This window comes from Alteromonas sp. KUL150 (genome assembly GCF_009811475.1).
Lineage (GTDB): Bacteria > Pseudomonadota > Gammaproteobacteria > Enterobacterales > Alteromonadaceae > Alteromonas > Alteromonas gracilis.
Genome location: NZ_BLIJ01000052.1, coordinates 44,214 through 67,514 on the forward strand (window position 1 = coordinate 44,214; position 23,301 = coordinate 67,514).

At 44.7% G+C, this 23,301-nt stretch carries 17 protein-coding genes; 8 read left to right on the forward strand and 9 right to left on the reverse strand.

The window, feature by feature from the left end; translation table 11 throughout:
• Nucleotides 1-42 precede the first annotated feature (42 nt).
• On the forward strand, nucleotides 43-1,821 hold the full coding sequence (gene dnaG, locus GVO62_RS12590) for a DNA primase (RefSeq protein WP_159119538.1): 1,779 nt from the start codon (nucleotides 43-45) through the stop codon (nucleotides 1,819-1,821).
• Nucleotides 1,822-2,252: 431 nt separating this feature from the next.
• Nucleotides 2,253-4,088, forward strand: coding sequence for an RNA polymerase sigma factor RpoD (gene rpoD, locus GVO62_RS12595; protein WP_159119539.1), 1,836 nt, complete (start codon nucleotides 2,253-2,255; stop codon nucleotides 4,086-4,088).
• A gap of 175 nt (nucleotides 4,089-4,263) precedes the next feature.
• Here rpoD and GVO62_RS12600 read toward each other — a convergent pair whose 3' ends face one another.
• From GVO62_RS12600 to GVO62_RS12620, 5 genes are all read right to left on the reverse strand, one after another.
• The gene (locus GVO62_RS12600) at nucleotides 4,264-5,883 is read right to left on the reverse strand and encodes a methyl-accepting chemotaxis protein (RefSeq protein ID WP_159119540.1); all 1,620 of its coding nucleotides are present in this window, start codon (nucleotides 5,881-5,883) and stop codon (nucleotides 4,264-4,266) included.
• Between the two features lie 142 nt (nucleotides 5,884-6,025).
• Entirely contained in the window at nucleotides 6,026-7,225 is a 1,200-nt protein-coding gene (locus GVO62_RS12605) for a topoisomerase IV (RefSeq protein ID WP_159119541.1), read from the reverse strand.
• Between the two features lie 41 nt (nucleotides 7,226-7,266).
• On the reverse strand, nucleotides 7,267-7,671 hold the full coding sequence (locus GVO62_RS12610; protein ID WP_159119542.1) for a substrate-binding domain-containing protein: 405 nt from the start codon (nucleotides 7,669-7,671) through the stop codon (nucleotides 7,267-7,269).
• A 489-nt stretch (nucleotides 7,672-8,160) separates the two neighbouring features.
• On the reverse strand, nucleotides 8,161-11,268 hold the full coding sequence (locus GVO62_RS12615) for an efflux RND transporter permease subunit (protein WP_159119543.1): 3,108 nt from the start codon (nucleotides 11,266-11,268) through the stop codon (nucleotides 8,161-8,163).
• Between the two features lie 14 nt (nucleotides 11,269-11,282).
• Nucleotides 11,283-12,332 (reverse strand): efflux RND transporter periplasmic adaptor subunit, encoded by a 1,050-nt coding sequence (locus tag GVO62_RS12620; RefSeq protein WP_159119544.1) that lies wholly within the window; start codon nucleotides 12,330-12,332, stop codon nucleotides 11,283-11,285.
• A 235-nt stretch (nucleotides 12,333-12,567) separates the two neighbouring features.
• On the opposite strand from GVO62_RS12620, the gene GVO62_RS12625 reads away from it, so the two are divergent.
• From GVO62_RS12625 to GVO62_RS12635, 3 genes are all read left to right on the forward strand, one after another.
• Nucleotides 12,568-13,113 (forward strand): NUDIX hydrolase, encoded by a 546-nt coding sequence (locus GVO62_RS12625; protein ID WP_159119545.1) that lies wholly within the window; start codon nucleotides 12,568-12,570, stop codon nucleotides 13,111-13,113.
• A 65-nt stretch (nucleotides 13,114-13,178) separates the two neighbouring features.
• A complete protein-coding gene (locus GVO62_RS12630; protein ID WP_159119546.1) occupies nucleotides 13,179-13,946 on the forward strand; it encodes a class II aldolase/adducin family protein in 768 nt (255 codons plus the stop codon).
• Between the two features lie 55 nt (nucleotides 13,947-14,001).
• Complete coding sequence (locus tag GVO62_RS12635; protein ID WP_120960909.1) at nucleotides 14,002-15,186, forward strand: mandelate racemase/muconate lactonizing enzyme family protein; 1,185 nt, start codon at nucleotides 14,002-14,004, stop codon at nucleotides 15,184-15,186.
• 108 nt (nucleotides 15,187-15,294) lie between these two features.
• Here GVO62_RS12635 and GVO62_RS12640 read toward each other — a convergent pair whose 3' ends face one another.
• Nucleotides 15,295-16,170, reverse strand: a complete 876-nt coding sequence (locus tag GVO62_RS12640) for an amidohydrolase family protein (RefSeq protein WP_159119547.1) — start codon at nucleotides 16,168-16,170, stop codon at nucleotides 15,295-15,297.
• 127 nt (nucleotides 16,171-16,297) lie between these two features.
• Entirely contained in the window at nucleotides 16,298-17,194 is an 897-nt protein-coding gene (locus GVO62_RS12645) for an SDR family NAD(P)-dependent oxidoreductase (protein ID WP_236547146.1), read from the reverse strand.
• A gap of 170 nt (nucleotides 17,195-17,364) precedes the next feature.
• Here GVO62_RS12645 and GVO62_RS12650 point away from each other — a divergent pair, with 170 nt between their 5' ends.
• Nucleotides 17,365-19,125, forward strand: a complete 1,761-nt coding sequence (locus tag GVO62_RS12650) for an acyl-CoA dehydrogenase family protein (protein ID WP_159119548.1) — start codon at nucleotides 17,365-17,367, stop codon at nucleotides 19,123-19,125.
• Nucleotides 19,126-19,364: 239 nt separating this feature from the next.
• Here GVO62_RS12650 and GVO62_RS12655 read toward each other — a convergent pair whose 3' ends face one another.
• Both GVO62_RS12655 and GVO62_RS12660 read right to left on the reverse strand, forming a co-directional pair.
• Complete coding sequence (locus GVO62_RS12655; RefSeq protein WP_159119549.1) at nucleotides 19,365-19,910, reverse strand: DUF3016 domain-containing protein; 546 nt, start codon at nucleotides 19,908-19,910, stop codon at nucleotides 19,365-19,367.
• Between the two features lie 110 nt (nucleotides 19,911-20,020).
• Nucleotides 20,021-20,392 carry a hypothetical protein gene (locus GVO62_RS12660; protein ID WP_159119550.1) on the reverse strand — a complete coding sequence of 124 codons (372 nt, stop codon included), beginning with the start codon at nucleotides 20,390-20,392 and terminating at the stop codon, nucleotides 20,021-20,023.
• A 444-nt stretch (nucleotides 20,393-20,836) separates the two neighbouring features.
• Between GVO62_RS12660 and ccoG the strand changes: the two genes are divergently transcribed.
• Both ccoG and GVO62_RS12670 read left to right on the forward strand, forming a co-directional pair.
• Nucleotides 20,837-22,267, forward strand: coding sequence for a cytochrome c oxidase accessory protein CcoG (gene ccoG / locus GVO62_RS12665; protein WP_159119551.1), 1,431 nt, complete (start codon nucleotides 20,837-20,839; stop codon nucleotides 22,265-22,267).
• Complete coding sequence (locus GVO62_RS12670) at nucleotides 22,264-23,247, forward strand: serine/threonine protein kinase (protein WP_159119552.1); 984 nt, start codon at nucleotides 22,264-22,266, stop codon at nucleotides 23,245-23,247. The genes ccoG and GVO62_RS12670 overlap by 4 nt, the downstream gene beginning before the upstream one ends.
• Nucleotides 23,248-23,301: the final 54 nt, after the last annotated feature.

Sequence of the window (23,301 nt, forward strand, 5' to 3'; positions counted from 1 at the left end):
GTTGCATCATATGCATTAATGGTCCTTTTTAAAAATACCCTCATGGCTGGAAAAATACCGCGCGATTTCATAGATGATCTTTTATCACGTACTGATGTGGTAGAAGTGGTCGATAGCCGAGTAAAACTTAAAAAAGCAGGCAAAAACTATCAGGCGTGCTGTCCTTTCCACAACGAAAAATCTCCATCTTTTACAGTTAGTCAAGACAAGCAGTTTTATCATTGTTTTGGCTGTGGAGCGCATGGCAACGCTATCTCCTTTATCATGGAGTTTGATCGCCTTGAGTTTGTAGAGGCTATTGAGGAACTTGCTCGCTACCACGGTCTTGAGGTACCCCGAGAAAAGGGCAGCCGACCGGCGATGAGCGAAGAGAAAAAGCAACAACAACAAGACGACTATGCAGTGATGGAACAAGTTGCGCGCTTTTTTCAGCATCAGCTACGCCAAAACGGCAATAGCAAAAAGGCCATCGACTATCTAAAAAATCGTGGGCTCAGCGGCGATATCGTTAAGCAATGGGAAATCGGCTATGCGCCAGATAGTTGGGATGCCCTGCTTAATACATTTGGTAAAGACCCACAGCGCATTAAACAACTCATCGATTTAAAACTTGTTAATCGCAATGACCAAGGTCGTACGTATGACTTCTTTCGCGATCGAATTATGTTTCCAATTCGAGACAAGCGCGGCCGCGTCGTTGGGTTTGGTGGGCGTGTCCTCGATGATGGCGGCCCCAAATACTTAAACTCTCCCGAAACTCGCATATTCCATAAAGGCAGCGAGCTATTTGGTTTTTATTCTGCTCGTCAAAATAATCGTAACCTAGATACCGTGGTTATCGTTGAAGGCTATATGGATGTAGTTGCACTCAGTCAATTTGACATTAATATCGCCACTGCTGCATTGGGTACTGCGACGACACCTGAGCATATTCAAATGCTGGTTCGCGCAACGTCGCACATAGTATGCTGCTACGATGGCGACAGAGCTGGCAGAGAAGCTGCTTGGCGCGCATTGGAAAATGCGCTACCTGCGTTAAAAGATGGCGTACGTTTGTCGTTTTTATTCTTACCCGATGGTGAAGATCCAGACACTATGGTACGCCAAATAGGTAAAGAAGCATTTATGGGTATGCTTGATGAAGCCATGCCCCTGTCACGTTTCTTTTTCGAAAATTTGTTAAAAACCCACAACGTAGGCTCGCCTGAAGGCAAAATAGCGCTCAAAAAAGCGGCATTACCGCTTATCGAAAGTACGCTAGGGGAAGACCAGAAACAAATGCTGTTGGAAGAGTTGGCGAAACATACTGGCGAGTTCGACCGCTTTAAGCTCCAACAAGATATTACGAGGGCAAATCAAGGCTCTAAGCAAGCGTATTCCCCAAGTCGAAATCAAGTGAATAAGCCTAAGCTATCGCCTCTTCGGATGCTTATCCGTTTGCTCATAGATAAACCAGCACTCGCGTCGATATGCGAAGATGTTCAGATAGACATTTTTGCTGGTAGTACTGCCGCGGGTATGGATTTGTTACGCGATGTTCATCGCTACTGTTTAGCAAATCCAAAAGCAAAAACCGCACAGCTTGTTGAAAATTTCCGCGACCATCCCCATTCTTCTACTATCGCGAAATTATTGTTACAAGAACACTTAGTAAAAGACGAGGATGCTGAACGTGTATACAACGACAGTTTCGCTCGCTTACTCGATGGGCATTTTGATAGCCGAATTGAAACCTTAATTTCACGCTCGCGGGTTCAGCCGCTTACCCAAGCGGAGAAACAGGAATTGAACCTGCTTATGAGGGAAAGACAGAAAAGTTAGCCACGCGTGTCATCAATTTGATTTTTAGACTGCTGGTTAGCCTGCTCTAACGTAGTAAGTACTTTTAACTCCGGCTGGTTTGACAGTTGGCTGCAAGAAAATTACTGGCTAAAAAATCGGCCATCAATCTGGTAAAACCACCGCATATTCTGCTATACTGGCTAATTCGCTGCAAGCTTCTTTATTTAGGCTTAACGCTAAAGAAGTGAACAAATATGCAGCAATACTAGTAGCAAAGATATAGCCGAACATAAACGGGCAGAACCAAACCCGAGCAGATGTGCATCGCAAAAGTAACGGTTTACACCGGCGTGGCATCGAGCATTAACGGCCTTGATACAAATGCAGTACTACAGCAGATCAGGGAACATACCTAGACGTATGTTGTCTTTTCTATTGCAAACTAATTGAATGTGAGAAGTGTAGGTTATATGGCGCAAAGCAAGCAGTCTCAGATTAAACTCCTGATTGCAAAAGGTAAAGAGCAAGGTTACTTAACCTTTGCAGAAGTTAACGACCACCTGCCGCAAGATATTGTCGATTCTGATCAAATCGAAGACATAATCCGCATGATTAATGACATGGGAATTCAAGTATCTGAATCAGCTCCTGATGCAGACGAACTTCTCATGCAAGAAGCAAATGCCGATGAAGATGCTGCAGAAGCAGCAGCACAGGCACTTGCTACTGTAGAAAGTGAAATTGGCCGTACGACTGACCCGGTTCGCATGTACATGCGTGAAATGGGTACTGTTGAACTTCTTACTCGTGAAGGCGAAATTGAAATCGCTAAGCGAATCGAAGATGGTATCAATCAGGTTCAGTGTTCAGTTGCCGAATATCCAGAAGCAATTACATACTTATTGGATCAGTGGGACCTTTACGAAGCAGAAGAGATTCGTCTAAGCGATATTATTTCTGGCTTTGTTGACCCTAATGATGATCAAGATCTTGCTCCAACAGCAACGCACGTTGGTTCTGAATTGTCTGAAGAAGAATTAGATGATGAAGATGGCGATGATGACGAAGACGAAGACGAAGAAGAAGACGACAGCGGTGTTGACCCTGAGTTAGCACGTGAGCGCTTTACAGAGCTTCGTGAGCAGTACATCAAGACCCGTGAAGTCATTGAGAAGAAAGGGCGCTCTCACGCGGATGCGCGTACTCAAATTAACGCTTTGAGCGACGTATTCAAAGAGTTCCGCTTGGTTCCTAAGCAGTTCGACCGCATGGTTAAAAACATGCGCGAAATGATGGATAAAGTGCGCATTCAAGAACGCCTTGTTATGAAGTTTTGCGTCGTTAACGCTAAAATGCCTAAGAAAGATTTTATCAAAGCATTTGCTGGCAACGAAACGTCGACAGCTTGGTTGCACGAAACAATTAAGTCTGGTGCACCTTATGCCTCAGATCTTGCAGTTAACCAAGAAGAAATTGAGCGCTGTATCAGCAAGATGAACCAAGTTGAGCAAGAAACTGGCTTGGTCATTGCTGATATCAAAGACATCAACCGTCGCATGTCTATCGGTGAAGCCAAAGCACGCCGCGCGAAGAAAGAGATGGTTGAAGCTAACTTGCGTCTTGTTATTTCAATCGCTAAGAAGTACACCAACCGCGGCCTTCAATTCCTTGACCTTATCCAAGAAGGTAATATTGGCCTAATGAAGGCAGTAGATAAATTTGAATACCGTCGTGGTTACAAGTTTTCTACCTATGCAACGTGGTGGATTCGTCAGGCTATTACTCGTTCAATCGCAGACCAGGCGCGTACTATCCGTATTCCTGTTCATATGATTGAAACGATTAATAAGCTAAATCGTATCTCTCGTCAGATGCTTCAAGAAATGGGTCGCGAGCCTACACCTGAAGAATTATCTGAGCGCATGTTGATGCCTGAGGATAAGATCCGCAAAGTACTTAAAATCGCTAAAGAGCCTATTTCGATGGAAACCCCCATCGGTGATGATGAAGATTCACATCTTGGTGACTTTATCGAGGACAGCACAATTATCCAGCCCCTCGATTCAGCAACAGGCGGAAGCTTGAAAGGCGCAACTCAGGAAGTACTGGCGGGTTTAACAGCAAGAGAAGCTAAAGTACTTCGTATGCGTTTTGGTATCGATATGAACACCGACCATACGCTTGAAGAAGTGGGTAAGCAGTTTGATGTAACGCGTGAGCGTATTCGTCAAATCGAAGCGAAAGCACTTCGCAAGCTTCGTCATCCTAGCCGTTCTGAGCAGCTTCGTAGTTTCTTAGACGAGTAGTTCTAGCGGTAATCGCATTAATAAAAATCCCCAGCTTGCTGGGGATTTTTTTATGCGTCGTAAAGGCAATCAATTAATTGCGTTAGGGGAATATCTGCAAAAAAGCCCCCTAATGGGGGCTTTACTAAAGTTGCTCATCACAGCATTAACTAGCTGCTTATAATAGCTTTTGTTACTACACCCTAAACTGCTTAGCAATAGACTCAAGGTGCTGTGCTAGGTCTGCAAGTTCATTACACATTGTGCCTAACTCTCCCGAGCGGCTAGCAGTCTGCTCTGTACGATGATGAATTTCGTCAACATGACGAACTATGTCTACCGCCACAGTGCGCTGGTCTTCTGTGTTATGTGCAATCTGCTCATTCATCTGGTTAATACGACCAATGGTGCTTGTGATTGTTTCCAAGCTACTTCCTGCCTTATTCGCAGTTTCTACGCTACTAGACGCTTGTTCAGTACCGCGAGCCATGACTTCTACCGCAGAGTGCGCTGCGCTTTGTAATTGTTCAATGGTACTTTGAATCTCTTCTGTCGATTGTTGGGTACGCGATGCCAACGTACGTACTTCATCCGCAACTACAGCGAAGCCTCGGCCTTGCTCACCTGCTCGTGCCGCTTCAATGGCGGCGTTAAGCGCAAGTAAGTTAGTTTGCTCGGCTATTCCTTTAATAACGTCAAGTACAGAACCCACCTTGTTTGAATCGGATTCAAGTCGCGCTATCACGTCAGCGGTTTCACGCACGTTGTCTGCTAACTGCTGAATGCTGGTTACAGTCTGCTGTACTATTTGACGACCTTCACTTGCAGCACTGGTCGCCTCGTTGGCATCGCTCGCGGCCTGTGCAGCACTGTGTGCAACGCCATCAACCGAGCCGCTCATTGTATCTACAGCCTGTTTCGCGTTAGTGGCCGAACGCTGCTGAACATCTATCGTACGCTGAGTCTCTTCGGTAACGCCACGTAAGTTTTGGGCAAGGTTAGAAAGGGGCAAGCTGGCTTCCACTACATCTCGCACAACGCCCTGTAATTTATCCATGAACTGATTAAACCAGTAAACCAGATCACCAATCTCGTCTTCACTTTTTGTTTCGATGCGTACCGTCAAGTCGCCATTTTCTTGTGCGATATCCTTAAGTGAACGGACCACATCGTCGATGCTTTGCTTAATGCCCCTAACGATAGGTACGGCAGTAGCAAACAGTAAAATGGTAACAACGATGGCTAAAATTACCCCGGTACTGATTAACGAGGTATTTGCACTGTCTGTATTTTCAAATGCATCCTCGAACGCTGCTTGTTGTTCGTCTCTGAACTTGGACATGGACGCGATAACACCGTCATAAGACTTGTTCATCTTTGAGGAAAGCTCACCAAGGCGGCTAAAATCAGCGGTTCCATTGACCATGGACTGAGAAACGTCGAAAGCGACTTTAAAATAATCATCGAACCCTGATGAAATTCGAGAAATATCATTGCGAAAATCAGGGCTAATAGACGCTATCTGATAAAGACCGGCTTTTGCCTCATCAGCAAGTTCCTGCGCCATGACAAGGGTATCTTGGTCGCCAGTAGTAACCGCACTTGAAAGGGTATCACGAACTTTTTGCATTTCAACAAGGGTGGAAGCAGATAATTGTAGCGCAGGGAACTGAACTTTTTGAACACGCTCAAGGGTCGCACCGTTATTTAAGGCGGTGTAGACAGTAATAAGCAAGTAAATAATAAAACTTAGCGCTGCGATACCCGGAATGAGGAAAATCTTAGTCGCAATTGGCATTTTTTTTAAAAAGTTCATTCGCTGTTCCACTGTTATTATATTTGCTCAATAGTTTTCTAAGTATGAATGAAAAACTATCTTGTTCTACTTTATCTACTTAATAGCGAAAATCTTTAATTTAATTATGGCCTCGCATTGATATACGAGGCCAAGCAGAGTATTAGAACGTGTAGTTTACACCCACTTTTAGAAGTGTAGCATCGTTCAAATCGTTTAGGTCGTCTGAGTACCAGGTTACGTCAGTTTTAAGCGCGAAACCCGGTTCAACATCGTAACGCAAACCAACGGTGACTGCAGATACATCAAGATTTTGCTGCGCAGCAATACCCGCAGCTGTTTGGTAGATGCCAGCCGTACCAGCCGCCCCATTCCATGTTGCATCAACAACTGCGTCTCCTGTGGCGATTGTTGCAGGCAAAGCTGCTATTAGACCTAACTGGGCGCCATTATCAGCTTCTTCAACTTCATAGGTGATATGCGGAGTGAACTTGCCAAAACGCATGCCAGCAGTTACATACCATGCCTTGTTATCAGCAATAACAGAACCGTCAACTTCTGTTTGTGTAAATTCTGCACCTACGAACCAATCGTATTTATCGATATCAATGGCAACCTCAAAGAAGGTTCCCGTGTCTTCGTTAACACTAAAACCTTCAGCCGCGGTTGAAGCGGTAGGTATGAAAGCGCCATACTGCGCCAAACCACCGACAAAGGTGTCGAAATCTGGATTAGCGGCGCTCGTTTTACCGCGCGCTAACAATGTACGCGCACTGAACCAATCGCGCGTCGCTTCAAAAGAAACAGCAACAACATCTTCTAGCTCTAGCGCTGCAGGTGTGCCAGAAATAGTAGTGTCAGCTTCAACGCGACCAACTGTAAACTGTGCACCGTATTCCCAGTCCCCCGAATAGTTCATGTAATCCACACGAACACCGTCGATATTGTTAAAGTCGATACCGTAAACCGCATCTGGTGGTGTAAGCCAGTGGTAAGAGTAACCGATATCAAGTGACGCTGAGTATTTGAAGAGCGGCATACGTAGGCGACCTGCACTGATGTTGACATTGTTATTCAACACATAAGTCATATAAGCCCATTCGAAGTCTGCGTCGTAGTCATCTCTACCGCGACCAACTAACTGAGCCGTCGCCGATAGTTTATCGCTCACTTCTCCACGAACTTGGAGACCAAATACACTGGCTGGATCAAAGCTAAAGTCACTGTCGTAGTCGTAAACTGATTCATCGTCATCTAACGTCATGCCGGCAATCAAGTTTGCGAAACCATTAATCTGAATGTCTGCCATTGTTGGAGCAGCTAAAAGGCCAGCCACAGATAAGATAGCAAGTTTGGTTTTCATGCGTATTCCTTAATTCTTTAATTCTTTAATTACACAGTAGGTTAGAAGGTTGCAACAACGCGCACGCTGTCGTTCACAGCGCTAGCATCGACATAGCCGATGGCGCCAGGATTACCCGCTACTGCAGAAACAACCTCTGCATCACTACCTAATGCTGTTGGTGGTTGACCTTTACCGGTAAACACAAGCTTTGACCAAAACGCTGTAAGCTGGGCTGCAGTTTTGTTCAACACTTTGCCATTAAATTCGTCAGTCGCCGCTTGCCCTTCCGCAAGCGCTACAGGCTCTGCTTGCGTGCCGCCAGGAAATGCTTTTGCCTTATTCAAGAAGATTCGGCTTATACTGTCTTTATCCAATGAGTCACCATTGCTGGGATGCACGATAACAGCGACGTCGGCAACCGCAACGTTACAACAAAGGGCTGCTGCTAGTATCCATTTCTTCATGATGTGTCCTCTAAAGTATGTTGATATACGCGCTCACCGCCATCTACTCTTTAAACACTATTATTTGAATCTTAGTTCGAGTGTGTTGTCGCGGCTGGCAAATATGGGCATGCTCGCTCATATAATTACGACGTGGTAAGTATTAGTCACAAACGCCATAATCGCCAATTTGAGCATAAAAAATTAATGTCTATAAATGAGTGACTTATATAGACACCTGTAATTGCTGCGCAGTGTAGTGGAAGAAAAAAGTTAAGCAACTATACCTACGTCTAATGGGTACAATTAATACTTATGACGCTGAATAAGATAGAAAAATTTGACGCTTTAAAATTAGAAAAGAACAAATATATCAAAAAGATAGATTTCAACAAAACTTTAACAAAGTGATGACGAGACATGCTAACGTATTAAGAAAAATACGTTATTAATTTATGGTTTATCAGACCAAGAGGTTAACAATGCAGGGCAAATGCCCTGCATATAGAATTATGATTCACCTTTTTTGTAAGGAATTTCTTCTTCAAGTCGCTCAATTTCTTTGGTTCGTTTAAGTGGTGAACCGGTATTACGAGCTAGCCAGCTATAGGCTGTCGGCACGACGTATAGTGTCATAAACGCTGAAACTAAGACGCCGGAGAAAATAACCATCCCTATCACCATTCGGCTCTCAGCGCCGGGCCCTGAAGCAAGTACTAGGGGAAGAGAGCTAAATACAGTAGTAAAACCAGTCATAACGATGGGGCGCAAACGCTGGGCTGCAGCGCGTTTCAATGCATATTCAAATTCCATGCCCGCGTCCCTCAACTGATTGGCAAACTCCACAATGAGTATGCCGTTTTTAGCTGCGAGTCCAATAAGCATAACCAGGCCAATTTGGCTATAAATGTTAATTGTCATTCCACTGAAAAACAAACCGATATAGGCACCAACTAGTGCCAATGGCACTGTGAGCATTATCACCAGTGGATGTACCCAGCTTTCAAACTGAGCAGCTAAAATAAGATATGTGATGGCGAGAGCGAGAATGAATACATACACAAAAGAGTTGCCGGCTTCTTGATAAAGCTGAGACTCACCTTTGTAATCTATCGATACGTTATCAGGTAGCTCCGTTGCAACAATGTTTTCAAGATAGTTGAGCGCTTCTCCCAATGTGTAACCGTCTGCCAGGTTTGCAGAAATCGTTACTGCTCGCATCCTGTTGTAACGATTTAACTGGGCTGATGTTGCCTGCTCTTCAAACGTCAGCAAATTATCCATGGGGATAAGCTCTCCGGTTCTCGCAGAGCGTACGTAAAGGTTTTCTATGCTGTTGGGACTTCTAAAATCTTCTTCGATCCCTTCCATAATTACGTCGTATTCCTCACCTCTATCAAGGAAAGTGGATACGCGTCGCTGCCCTAACATCACTTCTAATGTGCCACCTATATCGCTAATAGACACACCAAGATCTGCGGCCCTGTCACGATTAATATTTACCAAGAGCTGAGGAGACGTTTCTTTATAGTCTGAGTCAAGGCGAATAAGACCTGGATTTTTAGTGGCTTTTTCAAGCACGATGTCACGCCATGCAACTAGATTTTCATAGGTATCACCTTGTAGCACAAACTGCACCGGCCGACCTAAACCGCCTCCCGAGATCCCGCTTCGCATTATGGCGAAAGCACGCACATCTGGAACAGAATTCAGTTTTCCGCTAATTTCATCCATAAGAGAAAAAGTACTAAAATCACGCTCATCCCAATCGGCTGAACCTACAATCGCGATACCCGCATTACCGCCAAACCCTGGGGTTCGTACAAGTAAGCGATTTATTTTTCCATTTTCTCTGTAGGGCATTAAGATGCTTTCAATTTTCTCTAGGTTTTTCGCATTACTTTCAAAGCTTGCCCCTTCCTGTGCATTCATCAGAATAAAGAAATTTCCCCTGTCCTCTTTGGGAACAAACTCACTTGGTACTTTCTCTGACAACTGAACAAGCGCAATGACCGCAACAACGAGCATTAATAACATCAGAATAGGCTGATGCAGTGTTTTGCCCAGCGTATTGAAATACCCGTTTTCAAGTTGTGAAAAACGCTTATCCATCCAACTCCCAAAACCCGATGAGCGAGTGCGTTTTTTGAGAATTTTTGACGCCATCATTGGTGAAAGGGTAAGCGCAGTAAAGCTTGAGAACGCAACGGCGGCGGCAATCGCCAGTGCAAATTCAGTGAATAACCTTCCTATATTTCCTTCTAGAAATACCAGAGGTACAAACACAGAAATAAGCACAAGAGTTGTAGCTATTACGGCAAAACCTACTTCTTTTGCACCGCGATAAGCCGCTAATATTGGAGGCTCTCCCATCTCGATACGACGGTAAATGTTTTCAAGTACAACAATAGCGTCATCAACCACCAAGCCAATGGCAAGTACCATTGCTAGTAAGGTAAGCAGGTTGATAGAGAAACCCAATGCATACATCACAATAAAAGCAGCAATTATCGAAACAGGCACGGTAACCGCTGGAATTAATGTGGCGCGAATATTACCTAGAAAAAGGTAAATCACGATAACAACCATCAACATCGCAATGCCAAGCGTTTCATAGACCTCATCGATTGACGCCTCAATAAAAACAGATGAGTCGTAACTTGGGACAATGAAAATATTGTCGGGAAGCGTTGCCTCTATTTTTTTTATTTGCGCTTTTGCTGCTCGTGCAACGTCAAGAGTATTTGCTTTGGACTGTTTTATAATACCCAGCCCTATCATATTTACCCCATCGCCACGAAACTCGGTTTCGTCGTCTTCTGCGGTGAGTTCAACATGAGCAATTTCACCTAAGCGAACGAGATAGCCGTTGTCACCTACTGCAACAGTTAGCGCAGCAAAGTCATCGGGAGATAGAAAGGTTCTTGCCACCCGCACTTCAAAATTTCTGTCGGTACTTTCCACCTCACCTGCTGGTAGTTCAACATTTTCGGCACGAATAACTTGCTCGACATCGCTTACGGTTATCCCTCGGGCGGCCATTGCGTTGCGATCTAAAAACACTTTCATGGCATAGCGTTTACCACCACCTAGCTGCACTCGCGCCACGCCATCTACAATAGATAACCTATCTACCAGTACACGTTCAGCGTAATCCGTTAGCTCCATCGTATTTAGATTGGTACTTCGCAAGTTATACCAAACAACAGCGCTTTCATCTGAATTAGCTTTTGATACTTCCGGGGGATCCGCCTGATCAGGCAAGTTATTTAACGCCCGGCTTACTCGCTCACGTACGTCATTCGCGGCGGCATCAATATCCCGCGATAATTTAAACTCGATGGTAATGTCAGACCGACCGTTGCGAGACGTAGAGGTAACATTTTTGATACCTTCAATCCCCGAAATTCTATCTTCCAAAAGTTGGGTGATACGGGTTTCAACAATATTTGCCGATGCACCTGTATACGTTGTGCTAACCGAGACGATTGGGGGGTCAATATCTGGGTATTCCCGCAAGCTCAACATAGTGAACGCAACAATACCAAAGATAATCAATAGCAAATTGATAACGGTAGCAAATACCGGGCGCTTTACGGAAACGTCTGATAACAACATAGCAGTGAGCTCCCTTAGCGGTTAAGAACGTTAACCGGAGACTGGTCTCGCACGCGAAGCGTCCCCTCGGTTATGACTTCATCCCCTTCGCTGAGACCGCTGACTATTTGAACCAAGCCAGGACGGCGCTCACCTATTTCTACTTCCGTTTGATGGGCAACATTATCTTTAATGACGTATACAAACTGTTTATCTTGTACGGGTACTAAGGCTTTTTCAGGAAGCACTAGTGTATTTAAAACGCGCTTTTCAACCACGACGGTTAATAACATACCCGGTCGTAGACGCTTGTCTTGGTTATCGATTGTTGCTCTTACTCGAATAGAGCGGCTAATGGGGTCAAGGCGTGTATCTATATTCGAAATATTGCCTTTGAAAGTCTCACCGGGATAAGCCACGGAAGACGCGGTCAGCGTTTGCCCTTTTGCAACACTTGCCAAGTGATTTTCAGCAATATTGAAATCAACTTTAATCACGCTGATATCATCTAACGAAGTAATGGTATCGCCCGGCTGTACCAATGAACCAATACTGATTTCTCGGTTACCTAAAAGCCCGCTAAATGGCGCGCGAATTTGCAAATCATCAAGCTGGGCTAACGCTATGTCCAGCTGAGCCTCAAGCGCTTTTACTCGAGCTTGTTGCTCATCAAGCAGCTGTTCAGATGTGGCATTCGACTGTCGCAGATCAGCAATACGCGTATATTGACGCTTTGCTTCCTCAATATTTGCTCTTAGCTCTTCGACTCGTGCTCGCTCTTCTGTATCGTTCAGCTGCACAAGCACCTCGCCTTTTTTCGCCTCATCACCATCTTCAAAGTTAATTACTTTCACCGTGTCGGTAACTTGGGCGGTTATGTTGACTGACTCGTTGGCAATTGCAGTGCCCAAAGATTCAATAGTAATAGGAAAAGCTTGTGAGGAAACAAACGCTGTGTTGACGGGGGTAGCCCTTGGTCCGCTCTGGTTTGCGCTTTGTTCTTCAGGGATATTTAAGTACACCACAACACCAGTAAGCAACACCACGCCAATGAGTAATGGCGATAAAGAAAATCGTGAAGACATAACCTTTCCTATAGGTAAAAGCGTCCCATCGAACATGAGTTTTTATCGTCAATATCAGTCAATGGGTACTCAAGTACATAAAAATCGCTTATTTGTTAGGTAAGCGTCGTTAAACGTTAATTCATGTACTGCGTTATTGTTGTTTTATTTTATTTTTTGCGTAGAGTCTGTGGCTTTCTTTTCGTTAATATTTTAATAACCTTAAACAGACACAACTTGTATTTTACTCAAATCGATGCGCAACTTATTTCACTTATCAGCTTTATTCGCTGTTTTAACGCTTTTCTCCTGTACGGGAGGCGCACCTAGCGAACCTCTGTGTCGTATTTCGGATGAGCTATCAGCTAGGTTGGACACGCTAAAAATAGATAACCCATCAGTGGCTACTGCTGCAGCGTGCTTAATCAAAGTTGACAAAAAGGTGCTGCTAATACGACACCGCTTATCAAATAAACTTGATTTCCCTGGGGGTGGGCTTGCAAATAGTGAATCGCCAGCATGCACTGCTCATAGAGAGACATGGGAAGAAACCGGTTTTAATGTAGAGGTTTCACAATATTTAGCGACGACAAAAAATGGCCTAGCCCTTTTCGGCTGCGCATTAGATGCCGGTGTAGAAACGCTTCCAGATGCCTTTGATGCTCCACCATGGGCTAAACTAGAGGTAAAAGGGCTGGTAAAGGTCGACCCATTCTCTATTGATGAGAAATCAATGCGATTTGCAGACGACCTTATTCCCTTGCGCGATGGCTATACCCAAATCGTTATAAACCAGCACTGACAAATCGTTGTTCATCTATATCTGTATTGGTAAATTGTCTACACGTTTTAAAAAGGAGAACTGGCTTGTTTTCACTGCCGACCCTAAGCCTTAAAGGCAAAGTATCTGAACAAGAGTGGAATACACGTGTCGATTTGGCCGCTTGCTACCGCTTAGTTGCAGACATGCGATGGGGAGACCTTATCTACACGCATATCTCAGCTAAGGTACCGGGCACTGATCATTACTTGGTTAACGCCTTTGGCCTTGGGTTTGATGAAGTCACGGCCTCAAATTTAGTGAAAGTTGATTTGGAAGGCAATATTCTAGACGACACGCCTTACGGCATAAACCCTGCGGGCTTTACAATTCATAGTGCGATCCACGAAGTGCGACACGACGCACAGTGTGTCATCCATCTTCATACGCTGGCTACAATATCGGTAGCGTCAGTAAAAGGTGGGCTCAAGCCGTGGAGCCAATATTCTATGTTCTCTTTGCCGTCGCTGTCTTATCACAGTTATGAAGGATTAGCGGTGGATGAAAGCGAGAAAAAGCGCCTTCAGGATGACTTGGGCGATACTAACCACATGCTTTTACCTAATCATGGTGGACTCACTATTGGTCCAACCGTCGGCGACGCCTTTATGCGCTTCTACGACTTACAACGGGCCTGCGAAATTCAACTAGCTTTGATGCAATCGAATGAGGAAATCATTGAAATACCGCAAACTATTATCGACGGTATTTATGCTCAGGCAAACGTTGTCCACAGCGGCGAAACCGGTGGACAAAAAGCATGGCCTGCTATGTTACGCAAAGCCTATAAGTTAGATCCCAGTTTTTGCGAATAATTAAGCCTATTTAGCTAAACGCCAACTCATTTTAAACAGGAATTGTTTATACATTATGAAAGTCACCAAAGTAGAAATTTTTGATATCGAATGCCCTAAGCGCCCTCAGTGGAACCCTGTTTTTGTGCGTGTATACACAGATGAAGGGATAACTGGGGTAGGTGAAGCGGGTCTTGCTTACGACTGGGGTCATAGCGCGGCAGCCCATATGATTAAAGAGATTGCCGAAGCTATGCTTATTGGTTTTAATCCTTTTCATACAGAGCTTCTCTGGTCGAGAATGCTGCGTGAGGGCTTTTGGGGGCTTGGCGGCGGGCCAGTTATTTATGCGGCAATGAGTGCCATCGATACAGCACTTTGGGATATTAAGGGTAAAGCACTTGGCCTACCGGTTTATGAATTGCTAGGTGGAAAGACTAACGGCAAATTACGCAGCTATGCTAGCCAGCTACAGTTTGACTGGGATAAAGAAGTCACCAAGCTCAATGACCCTGCTGATTATGCCCGAGCAACAGAGAAAGCCCTTAAAGACGGTTATGATGCGGTTAAAGTAGACCCTATTGTTTACGATAAAGACGGCAACACCCACTTTGACAGAACAAAGCTCTTCACTAAACCTGAGCTTAAGCTTTTCAAAGCACGACTTCAGGCCATTCGAGATACTATGGGTGAAGATGGCGACATCATCTTTGAATGTCACAGCTTGTTAGGCGCATCTACTGCTATACAGCTAGGCGATATTGTAGAAGAAATTGGCTGCTTATATTATGAAGAGCCAGTGAACTACCTGAATTCAAAATTACATGACAAAGTGGCTAAAAACGTTAACGTGCCTATAGCGGGCGGCGAGCGTTTGTATCACCGTTGGGATGTTCGCCCTTATCTTGAAGATCAATCTATTGATGTTCTACAACCAGATGTAGGCCTGTGTGGTGGTTTTACAGAAGCCAAAAAAGTGTGTGATTACGCAGATATCTACGACGTGCGAATTCAAGCCCACGTTTGCGGTGGTCCAGTTGCCACAGCAGCTAGCCTGCATTTGGAAACCGCTATTCCTAATTTCTTAATTCACGAGCACCACACTTACGCGATAAAAGACTGGAACCGTGAGTTGTGCATTCAGGACCCTCAGCCGGTAAATGGTTTTATAGAAGCTCCAGACACGCCGGGAATTGGCATTGATTTAAACGACGAGGTTGTCTATCGCTCACCGCATATGACGGTAACTGAACTAAAATAATCCGCGTAAGCTACGGGCAAAAATCTTAGTTTAATTACAAACCGTACAGCTGGCCTATTGTTCTTCAATAGGCCGTTCGTTAGCAAACTTTTTAAGAATCTATACCCGTTAAACGATGTCGTACCAGTGCTTAGCGTTGAGTGAGAATAACGCCGCTTTTTGTTCGTCAGATAGCGGCGCTGTTATATCTAAATAGCCTTGCCATAACGTTTCATAAGGCATACGCCACTGACAAAGCGGATAATTGCTGGCAAACATTAGCTGGCTTATTTCTACCGTTTCTAACAGCGTGTTTAACACGACTGACGCCCGCGGCCATTGCCAGTTGCGCTCCTGCATTTCTAAACCCGAAAATTTAAACGCCACCTGCCCTGTTTCAGCTAAATAGCGTAAATTATTACGCCACATTTTAAATGCCAAGTGCGCAGTAGAAAGCGGTGCTACAGCACAATGATTTACCACAATTCGCAAAGTCGGCTCTTGTTCAAGCATATAGAGTAACGAGCGAACTGCATGAGAATCGGCTAAATCAAACTGGGCGTCGAAACTTAACCCTCGGGCAGCCATATGCCTTAGCCCCCACTGAACGTCTGGCCTTCGCAAAAGAGAGCTAGCATCATCATCTAGAATATGGCGCAAGCCTCGCACCGATGAGTAAGTTTTCAATTTATCTATATGGCTACCGACATCATTGCTCGTTAAATCTATGCAGGCAACCGACCGAAAAGGCAGTGTGCAGTGACGTTCTAAAAAGGTAATTTCTCGCCATGGCCGTTGATTATCGAAACCGGCCTCGATATGAACAAACCCTGCAAGCTGCCCTCGCGCTGCACGCAAAAGGTCGTTCTCAGTGGTATTCTTAGCAATCGCGCTTTTATCGGGCCAAAAAGGCGTATTAGACGGCTTTAACCAGTGATACTGCCCCTCGCTCAAGGCAAATAAATGAATATGCGGATCTATCCACAAAGGCAAATGCTGACTCACTTTATGTTACCTTGGTTATAATGCTTAGCTGTGATACTTGGGCTCATGCATATGCCTAACGTTAAAATTGAAGTACGGTAAAGGTTTGCTCTTCAACGCACTAGCTGCTTTCAAACACACCGCTTGACTATTGTGCGGTGTAGCCGCCATCAATAGCGTATAAGCTTCCCGTAATAAAGGAGGCTTTGCTGCTGCACAAAAAGTAAGTCAATTCAGCGACGTCGTCTGGCTGGCCTAATCGGCCAATAGGCTGTGCGGCGGCTTCTTCGGCTACCACGTCATCCTTATTTGCCCCTGAGCGAGCTACATAATTGTCGATAGCGTTATGAAAAAGTGGCGTTTCAATAGTTCCAGGGCACACTGCGTTTACGCGAATATTGTACGTCGCGTAATCAAGCGCTGTCGTTTTAGCCATAGACGCTAGCGCTCCTTTGCTTACACCGTAAGCAAAGGAGTTTCGCTTGCCCACAAAGGACTGGTCAGAGCCCATTACAACGATGGCACCGCTACCTTGTGCTTTCATTGTGGGCAAACAGGATTTTATCGCGCCATAGGCCCCTTTGATGTTTAGGTTTATGACTTTATCAAGCAAGGCTTCATCCGTATCCTCGATGGTTGCTGATACATGTATACCCGCGCTACACACCAGCGCATCTATGCGGTTATAGGCAGCAATAACCTCGCTTATTGATGATTCGATGTTTCTGACTACGCTCACATCGCAGGGCTTCCAAAGGCAATTAGATAACGGCTGCTCGAAGTCTCTGATATCAAGATTAATAACACTATAACCGTTTTGACTGAACAACTTACAAACTGCATAACCAATCCCAAGACTCCCACCAGTTACAATGCAAACCGGGCGATGATGACGTTCGTCTTTATTTAAAGCACTGTTGATTGTCGCGTTTGTACTATCCGAATTACCTGATGCCATATTATTGTGAACCACGTTTTGTCTAACTTTTATTTCTATGGCGTAAGCATGCCAGTGAGAAAGATAAAAGCAAGTAAACTTAGCCATGTTGCTTTGTTGATGGGAATGGCTTGCTCAAACCGAAACCACCAATGAGCTTACAAACATATTTATCATTCACATTTATTATTAACTTTCCTTTAACGGGCTATTACGGCTAGGCTTTTTGTGACTATAATAGGCAAAATTAAAACACCTGTTTGAAAAAGGAGTCATCCATGCCTCTATACCATGCCCCTACAACTGACTTTCAGTTTTTATTAAAAGACTGGCTTGGACTTGATGCTCATTACGAAAAGTTGGGCATAAGCGACTTTGACTGCGAGTTAGCCAATGAGATTATTGCTCAGGGTGCTAAATTTGCGTTAGATGTTGTAGCCCCACTTAATCGAGAAGGCGACGAAGAAGGTTGCAAACTAGAAAACGGCAAAGTAACCACCCCTAAAGGTTTCGCAGATGCCTACCAAGAATATGTCGCTAATGGATGGAATGCGATGCTAGGCTCTGCCGAATATGACGGTCAAGATTTGCCTTACACCATGGCTGTTCCGGTTCACGAAATGCTCAACGCCGCCAACCTTAGCTGGCGTTTAACGACCATGCTTACAGAAAGTGCAACCCTTGCGGTAACAAAGCACGCCAGTAAGGAACTCAAAGATATCTATCTTGCTAAGCTTATTAGCGGTGAGTGGACAGGCACTATGAATCTGACTGAGCCACATGCAGGAACGGATTTAAGCTTACTTAGCACGAAAGCCGAACCACAAGGCGACGGTAGCTACAAAGTGACCGGCAACAAAATATTTATTACCGCTGGCGATCACGACTGGAGCGCTAACGTTATCCACCTTGTATTAGCACGCCTACCTGATGCGCCTAAAGGCGTAAAAGGGATAAGTCTGTTCTTAGTGCCCAAGTTTTTACCAGACGCGAACAACGAACCAGGTGAAGCTAATAGCCTGTCTGTGGGAAGTATAGAGCATAAGATGGGTATCAAGGCGAGCCCAACATGTGTGATGAACTTCGATGGTGCTACAGGTTACCTTGTCGGTGAAGAGAACCAAGGCTTAGTCTGTATGTTTACTATGATGAACGACGCCCGTTTCCAAGTAGGCTTACAGGGCATAGGTGCTGCTGAAGCGTCTTATCAAGGTGCGCTGACGTATGCCCGTGAACGTGTTCAGTCTCGCGCGCCACAAGGCATTCAGAATCCAGATGGTAAAGCAGATCCTATCGTATTTCAGCCCGATGTAGCGCGCATGCTGCTCACTCAGAAATCACTGATTGAAGGCTGTCGTGCCTTATCACTTTTCTATGCCAAGTTTATGGACGTTGAGAAACACGCTGAAGGCCAGGAAAAAGAAGATGCTGAGAAGATACTTCAGTTTTTAACGCCAATTTGTAAAGCGTTTATGACTGACATGGGGCTTGAAACCACCAGTTTAGGCGTTCAGGTATTCGGTGGACATGGCTTTATTCGCGAGTGGGGCATGGAGCAGCTAATGCGAGATGTGCGCATCGCGATGCTATATGAAGGCACTAATGGTATTCAGGCGCTAGACCTCATCGGCCGTAAATTAACCCGTGACGGCGGCCAGATGATGGAAGCGACCTACAATGCATTCAGTGCACTCGTTAATGACATCCAAGACAGTGAGGCAAAGAATTTGGCTCAAGGTATTCTGGACGACTGGCGCGCCTCGTCAGCTGATTGCCTCGGCATGGATGCAACTACCGCCGCATCGGCTGCCTGTGACTATCTCGCCTACAGTGCTTATTCACTTATCGGCGTACTATGGTACAGCATGGCTGATAAAGCACAGCACTCAGAAAACGCCGTACTTGCTGCATCGAAAATGAAAACTCGGAATTTCTATATGGAACGTATACTTGTACGTCGCGACGCACATAAAGCTGCATATAAAGCAGGCCCAGACAGCACGCTTGCTATTTCAGGTAACGAATTTGACTATCTGTGATAACTAAATAGTCAATCGTAAGTTGCTAGAGGCCCAAAATAGTTGGGCCACGCATATAGTAAAGGTCACGTTTATGTGACCTTTTTAATAGTTACAGCGGGATGAAAACAATTCGCTATTGCTAACATTTCAATTAGTACTTTATAAGTGTACCTTTGAAATGAGTGTACCCTTGAAATAAAAGTACACTTGAAAAGTTACGATATCTCTCGTTAAGCGCAACCTTAGCTCAAGAAAACTTAATTTGTTGCTGCAACTTGGGTTGCAAACGTATCTGAAAACCAATCGTTGAGCATTGCTTTTTCATAAGACAAAGATTCTGTGCGATTGCGACGAATATTCGACTCCATGAAGTCCATATCTTTAAGTTTAATTTCTTCGCCGCTCACAATGATCTGCCCATCGTCGTTTGCGAGGGTATAGCTAAACGTCATACGCGGTATATCAATACGCTTTATGATGCGAACATCACTACCCGCCCCGTTACCAAAGCCAACAAACTGACTTGGCCACACTTGCCCGGCCAAATCGACGTTGGTCACCGTCATAGACAACACTTGCGATTCAGGTAAATCCTTTGCTAGTTCAACGATGTGCGATTCAAGTTCTTCAAGTGTGCGCTCCCGAAAGCGTTTGCGTGACTCATTCGTGGGCCTGATGTCACTGTAAGACTCTGGTTCTTCCCACGTGATTTTAACCTCTGCCGCTTGTGTGGGAGCAAAAACAGCAAGTAATCCGACTGCGGCTGCGCAGCCCAAACAAGAAAAGGTACGTATTTTATTCACTTTCATGCTCCTAAATTCAGTCATTTAAACCGTAAGTTAGCAAGCAATGTGAAATCGTTTATTCAATTCACTACTCGCATCTAAAGAAAAGGCTTATGAACTTGCATAGTCTAATCTCGCTTTGCGACCTGCATAACTGGCGACTGTTTAATGATTAGGCAAAGTTGAGCGCGTTTAGTTCCCGAAAAATTAGGGTTTATGTCATCATTTTCACAGTAGGTGTGATAAAACCGCTTTACGCTCGCTGAGTCCGCAGTAATTTGTTGAATGTAACTTTGCTGATAAGGTTTTAAAGGACTGAGCTTTCCACTAATGTCTTCCTGCAAATTAGTCAGACTTTCGCGCTCGGCAGCGGTAGCAATAGATACAAGCCAATCAGACACGGTATTTTGAATATCTTCAAAAAGATACTGAACAAAAGGAGAGCGCAAAACTAAGATTAATACGATGATCTCAGCGGCGATGATAAAAAACCTTAACATGACTTCTCAGCTAATTTCGATAGGCGTTTACGACAAATAGCGCCAACTTTTCTACAATTTGCGAAGCGGTGTTTATGCAAGACCAACTTCGGATTTTATGAACCTCACTGTACACGATGCAGTCAGTCATTGACCATATTAATGTTAAAGATATTAGGGTGATACCTAGTTAATTGTAAATACTGAGAACTATACTCATGTATGCTAATCGGCAATGAGCATCTTGAGTTACTCACCGTATTGCTAAGTTGACACTGACAACACAAATTAGGAAATAAAGCCCTACTTTAAGCCAAATTTCGGAACTTTCAGTATTGACTGAAAGTTCAAAAAGATTCACCATACGCCGCATTATTGATCTATGTTAAAGATGATGGTGTGAACCACGTTATACTGCGCAGGCAGTTCGCTACATCATATAAGGTTAAGATATAAGGTTAAGCTATGAATGAACAAATACCGGTAAAGACCGTTACACCGGTAAAGGTACATAAGCCTAAAGGAGCCACTGAGGGCAAACGCCACGACTCTCGTAGCCGTATCTATGTCCGTGCAGTTCAAGGCCCACTTGAAACGTTCAGACGATTCTTTGGGCTCTTTTTTCTGGCCCTTTTCGCCGTAATTCCGTGGATTCAGTACAACGGTCATCAGGCGGTGCTTCTTGATATTGGCGAGCAACGTTTTACGATTTTTTCGCTTACCCTATGGCCCCAAGACCTTACGCTGCTGGCCTACATATTTATTGTTTCTGCCTTCGCCCTCTTTTTTGTTACTACGTTTGCTGGTCGAGTCTGGTGTGGGTTTATGTGCCCACAAACAACGTGGGTCTATATTTATACATGGTTCGAGGAGAAGTTCGAAGGGCCACGAAATAAACGCATCGCGCTTGATGCCCGCAAAATGGATGCCGATAAATTTCTACGCAAAACCGCCAAGCATACCGCATGGGTGTTAGTGGCGCTTTTAACGGCATTAACCTTTGTTGGCTACTTTACGCCAATTGATGCATTATTTATTGACTTTGTAACCTTCAACACCGGTTTTTGGGCAGGTTTTTCCGTTATATTTTTCGCAGTTTGTACTTATGGTAATGCGGGTTACATGCGAGAAATCATGTGTACACACATTTGCCCTTACGCGCGTTTTCAGTCGGCCATGTTCGACAAAGACACCTTCACTGTTTCATACGACGCAAAACGAGGTGAGCAGCGCGGTCCTCGACCTCGTAAACTTAGTCACGAGCAGGTTCAAGAAAAAGGGTTGGGCGACTGCATCGATTGTAACTTGTGTGTGCAAGTGTGCCCAACCGGTATCGATATACGCAATGGCCTTCAGTACGAGTGCATTAATTGTGGCGCGTGTGTAGATGCTTGTAACGGTGTTATGGATAAAATGGGCTACCCCAAAGGGCTTATTAGTTTCACATCCGAAGAAGAATTGGCTGGAGGCAAGACTCACATTATTCGCCCCAAATTAGTGGGTTATTTTGTCGTGCTTCTTGTTATGACAGGTTTATTGGTTGCCAATATCTGGACGCGCAGCCCAACAGAAGTAGACATTATTCGCGACAGAAATTCATTGTACCGCGAGACAAACGAGGGTCTTATTGAAAATGTTTATACCATCAAGGTACTCAACAAAACTCAGCAAACACAGACCTACTCTATTGCTGTAAAAGGCCTGCCGGATTATCAATATATTGGTGAGCAGCAGATGACAGTTGCCGGAGGCGCGGTTTACAGTACACCGATTTCAGTTGCAACTAATGCCTATAATCTGGAAGATACGGTTACCGATATTTTTATCAGTGTAACCACCACAATTGATGGGGAAACGGTTACGGTTGATGAACCAACGAAGTTCCTTTATCGATGACAGACTTTTCTTTCTCTGGGCTTAGTCCAGATACCATATTAGATGCCCTGGAAAGCCAGGGCATTTTTCTTCAAAGCGGCTTGTTAGCGCTTAACAGTTATGAGAATCGTGTTTACCAATTTCTTGCCGAAGATGGTATGCGTTATGTAGCCAAGTTCTATAGACCGGGTCGCTGGAGCGACACTCAAATTAACGAAGAGCATGAGTTTGCTCAAGAACTTATAGAGAATGAAATTCCTTTAGCCGCGCCTATTGCCATTAATGGCAGTACACTGCACCATCACAGAGTCGGTGAGACCGACTACCGCTTTGCACTGTTTCCCTCTGTTGGCGGAAGACAATTTGAAAACGACAATCTTGATCAACTCGAGTGGATGGGCCGTTTTATAGGCCGAATTCATCGTGTCGCTCATTCCAAAACATTCACTTCTCGCCCTTCCATTGATATTGAAAGCTACGTCAACGAGCCAAGAGACGTGCTCGAGCAAAGTACTTTGCTACCAGATCATTTAAAAACCGCATTTTTTGCCATCTTGAACCCCGTTATTTCGGCCACTAAGGAAGCATATAAGCCTACGTCTTCTATTCGTTTGCATGGCGATTGTCACCCAGGGAACATTTTATGGCGAGACGGCCCTACGTTTGTTGACCTTGATGACTGCCGTATGGGGCCTGCTATACAAGATCTGTGGATGATGCTGAGTGGAGATCGTCAGCAGCAGCTTTTACAATTAGATACGTTGGTCGAAGCCTACGAAGAGTTTCACTCTTTCGATTCCAAGCAGCTTGTGCTTATCGAACCCCTTCGCGCGATGCGTATGGTGCATTATATGGCGTGGCTGTCTAGACGCTGGAAAGACCCTGCCTTTCCTCGCGCATTTCCCTGGTTTGCAGAAGACAAATACTGGGAAGGTCAAATTCTTGCCCTAAAAGAACAAATGTCGGCCCTTCAAGAGCCTGCGTTGAAGCTTGGCTATTAAATGATTCAGGTGCGGCATTTTGTTTCACCTGCATCATTATACCAATCCGCATAG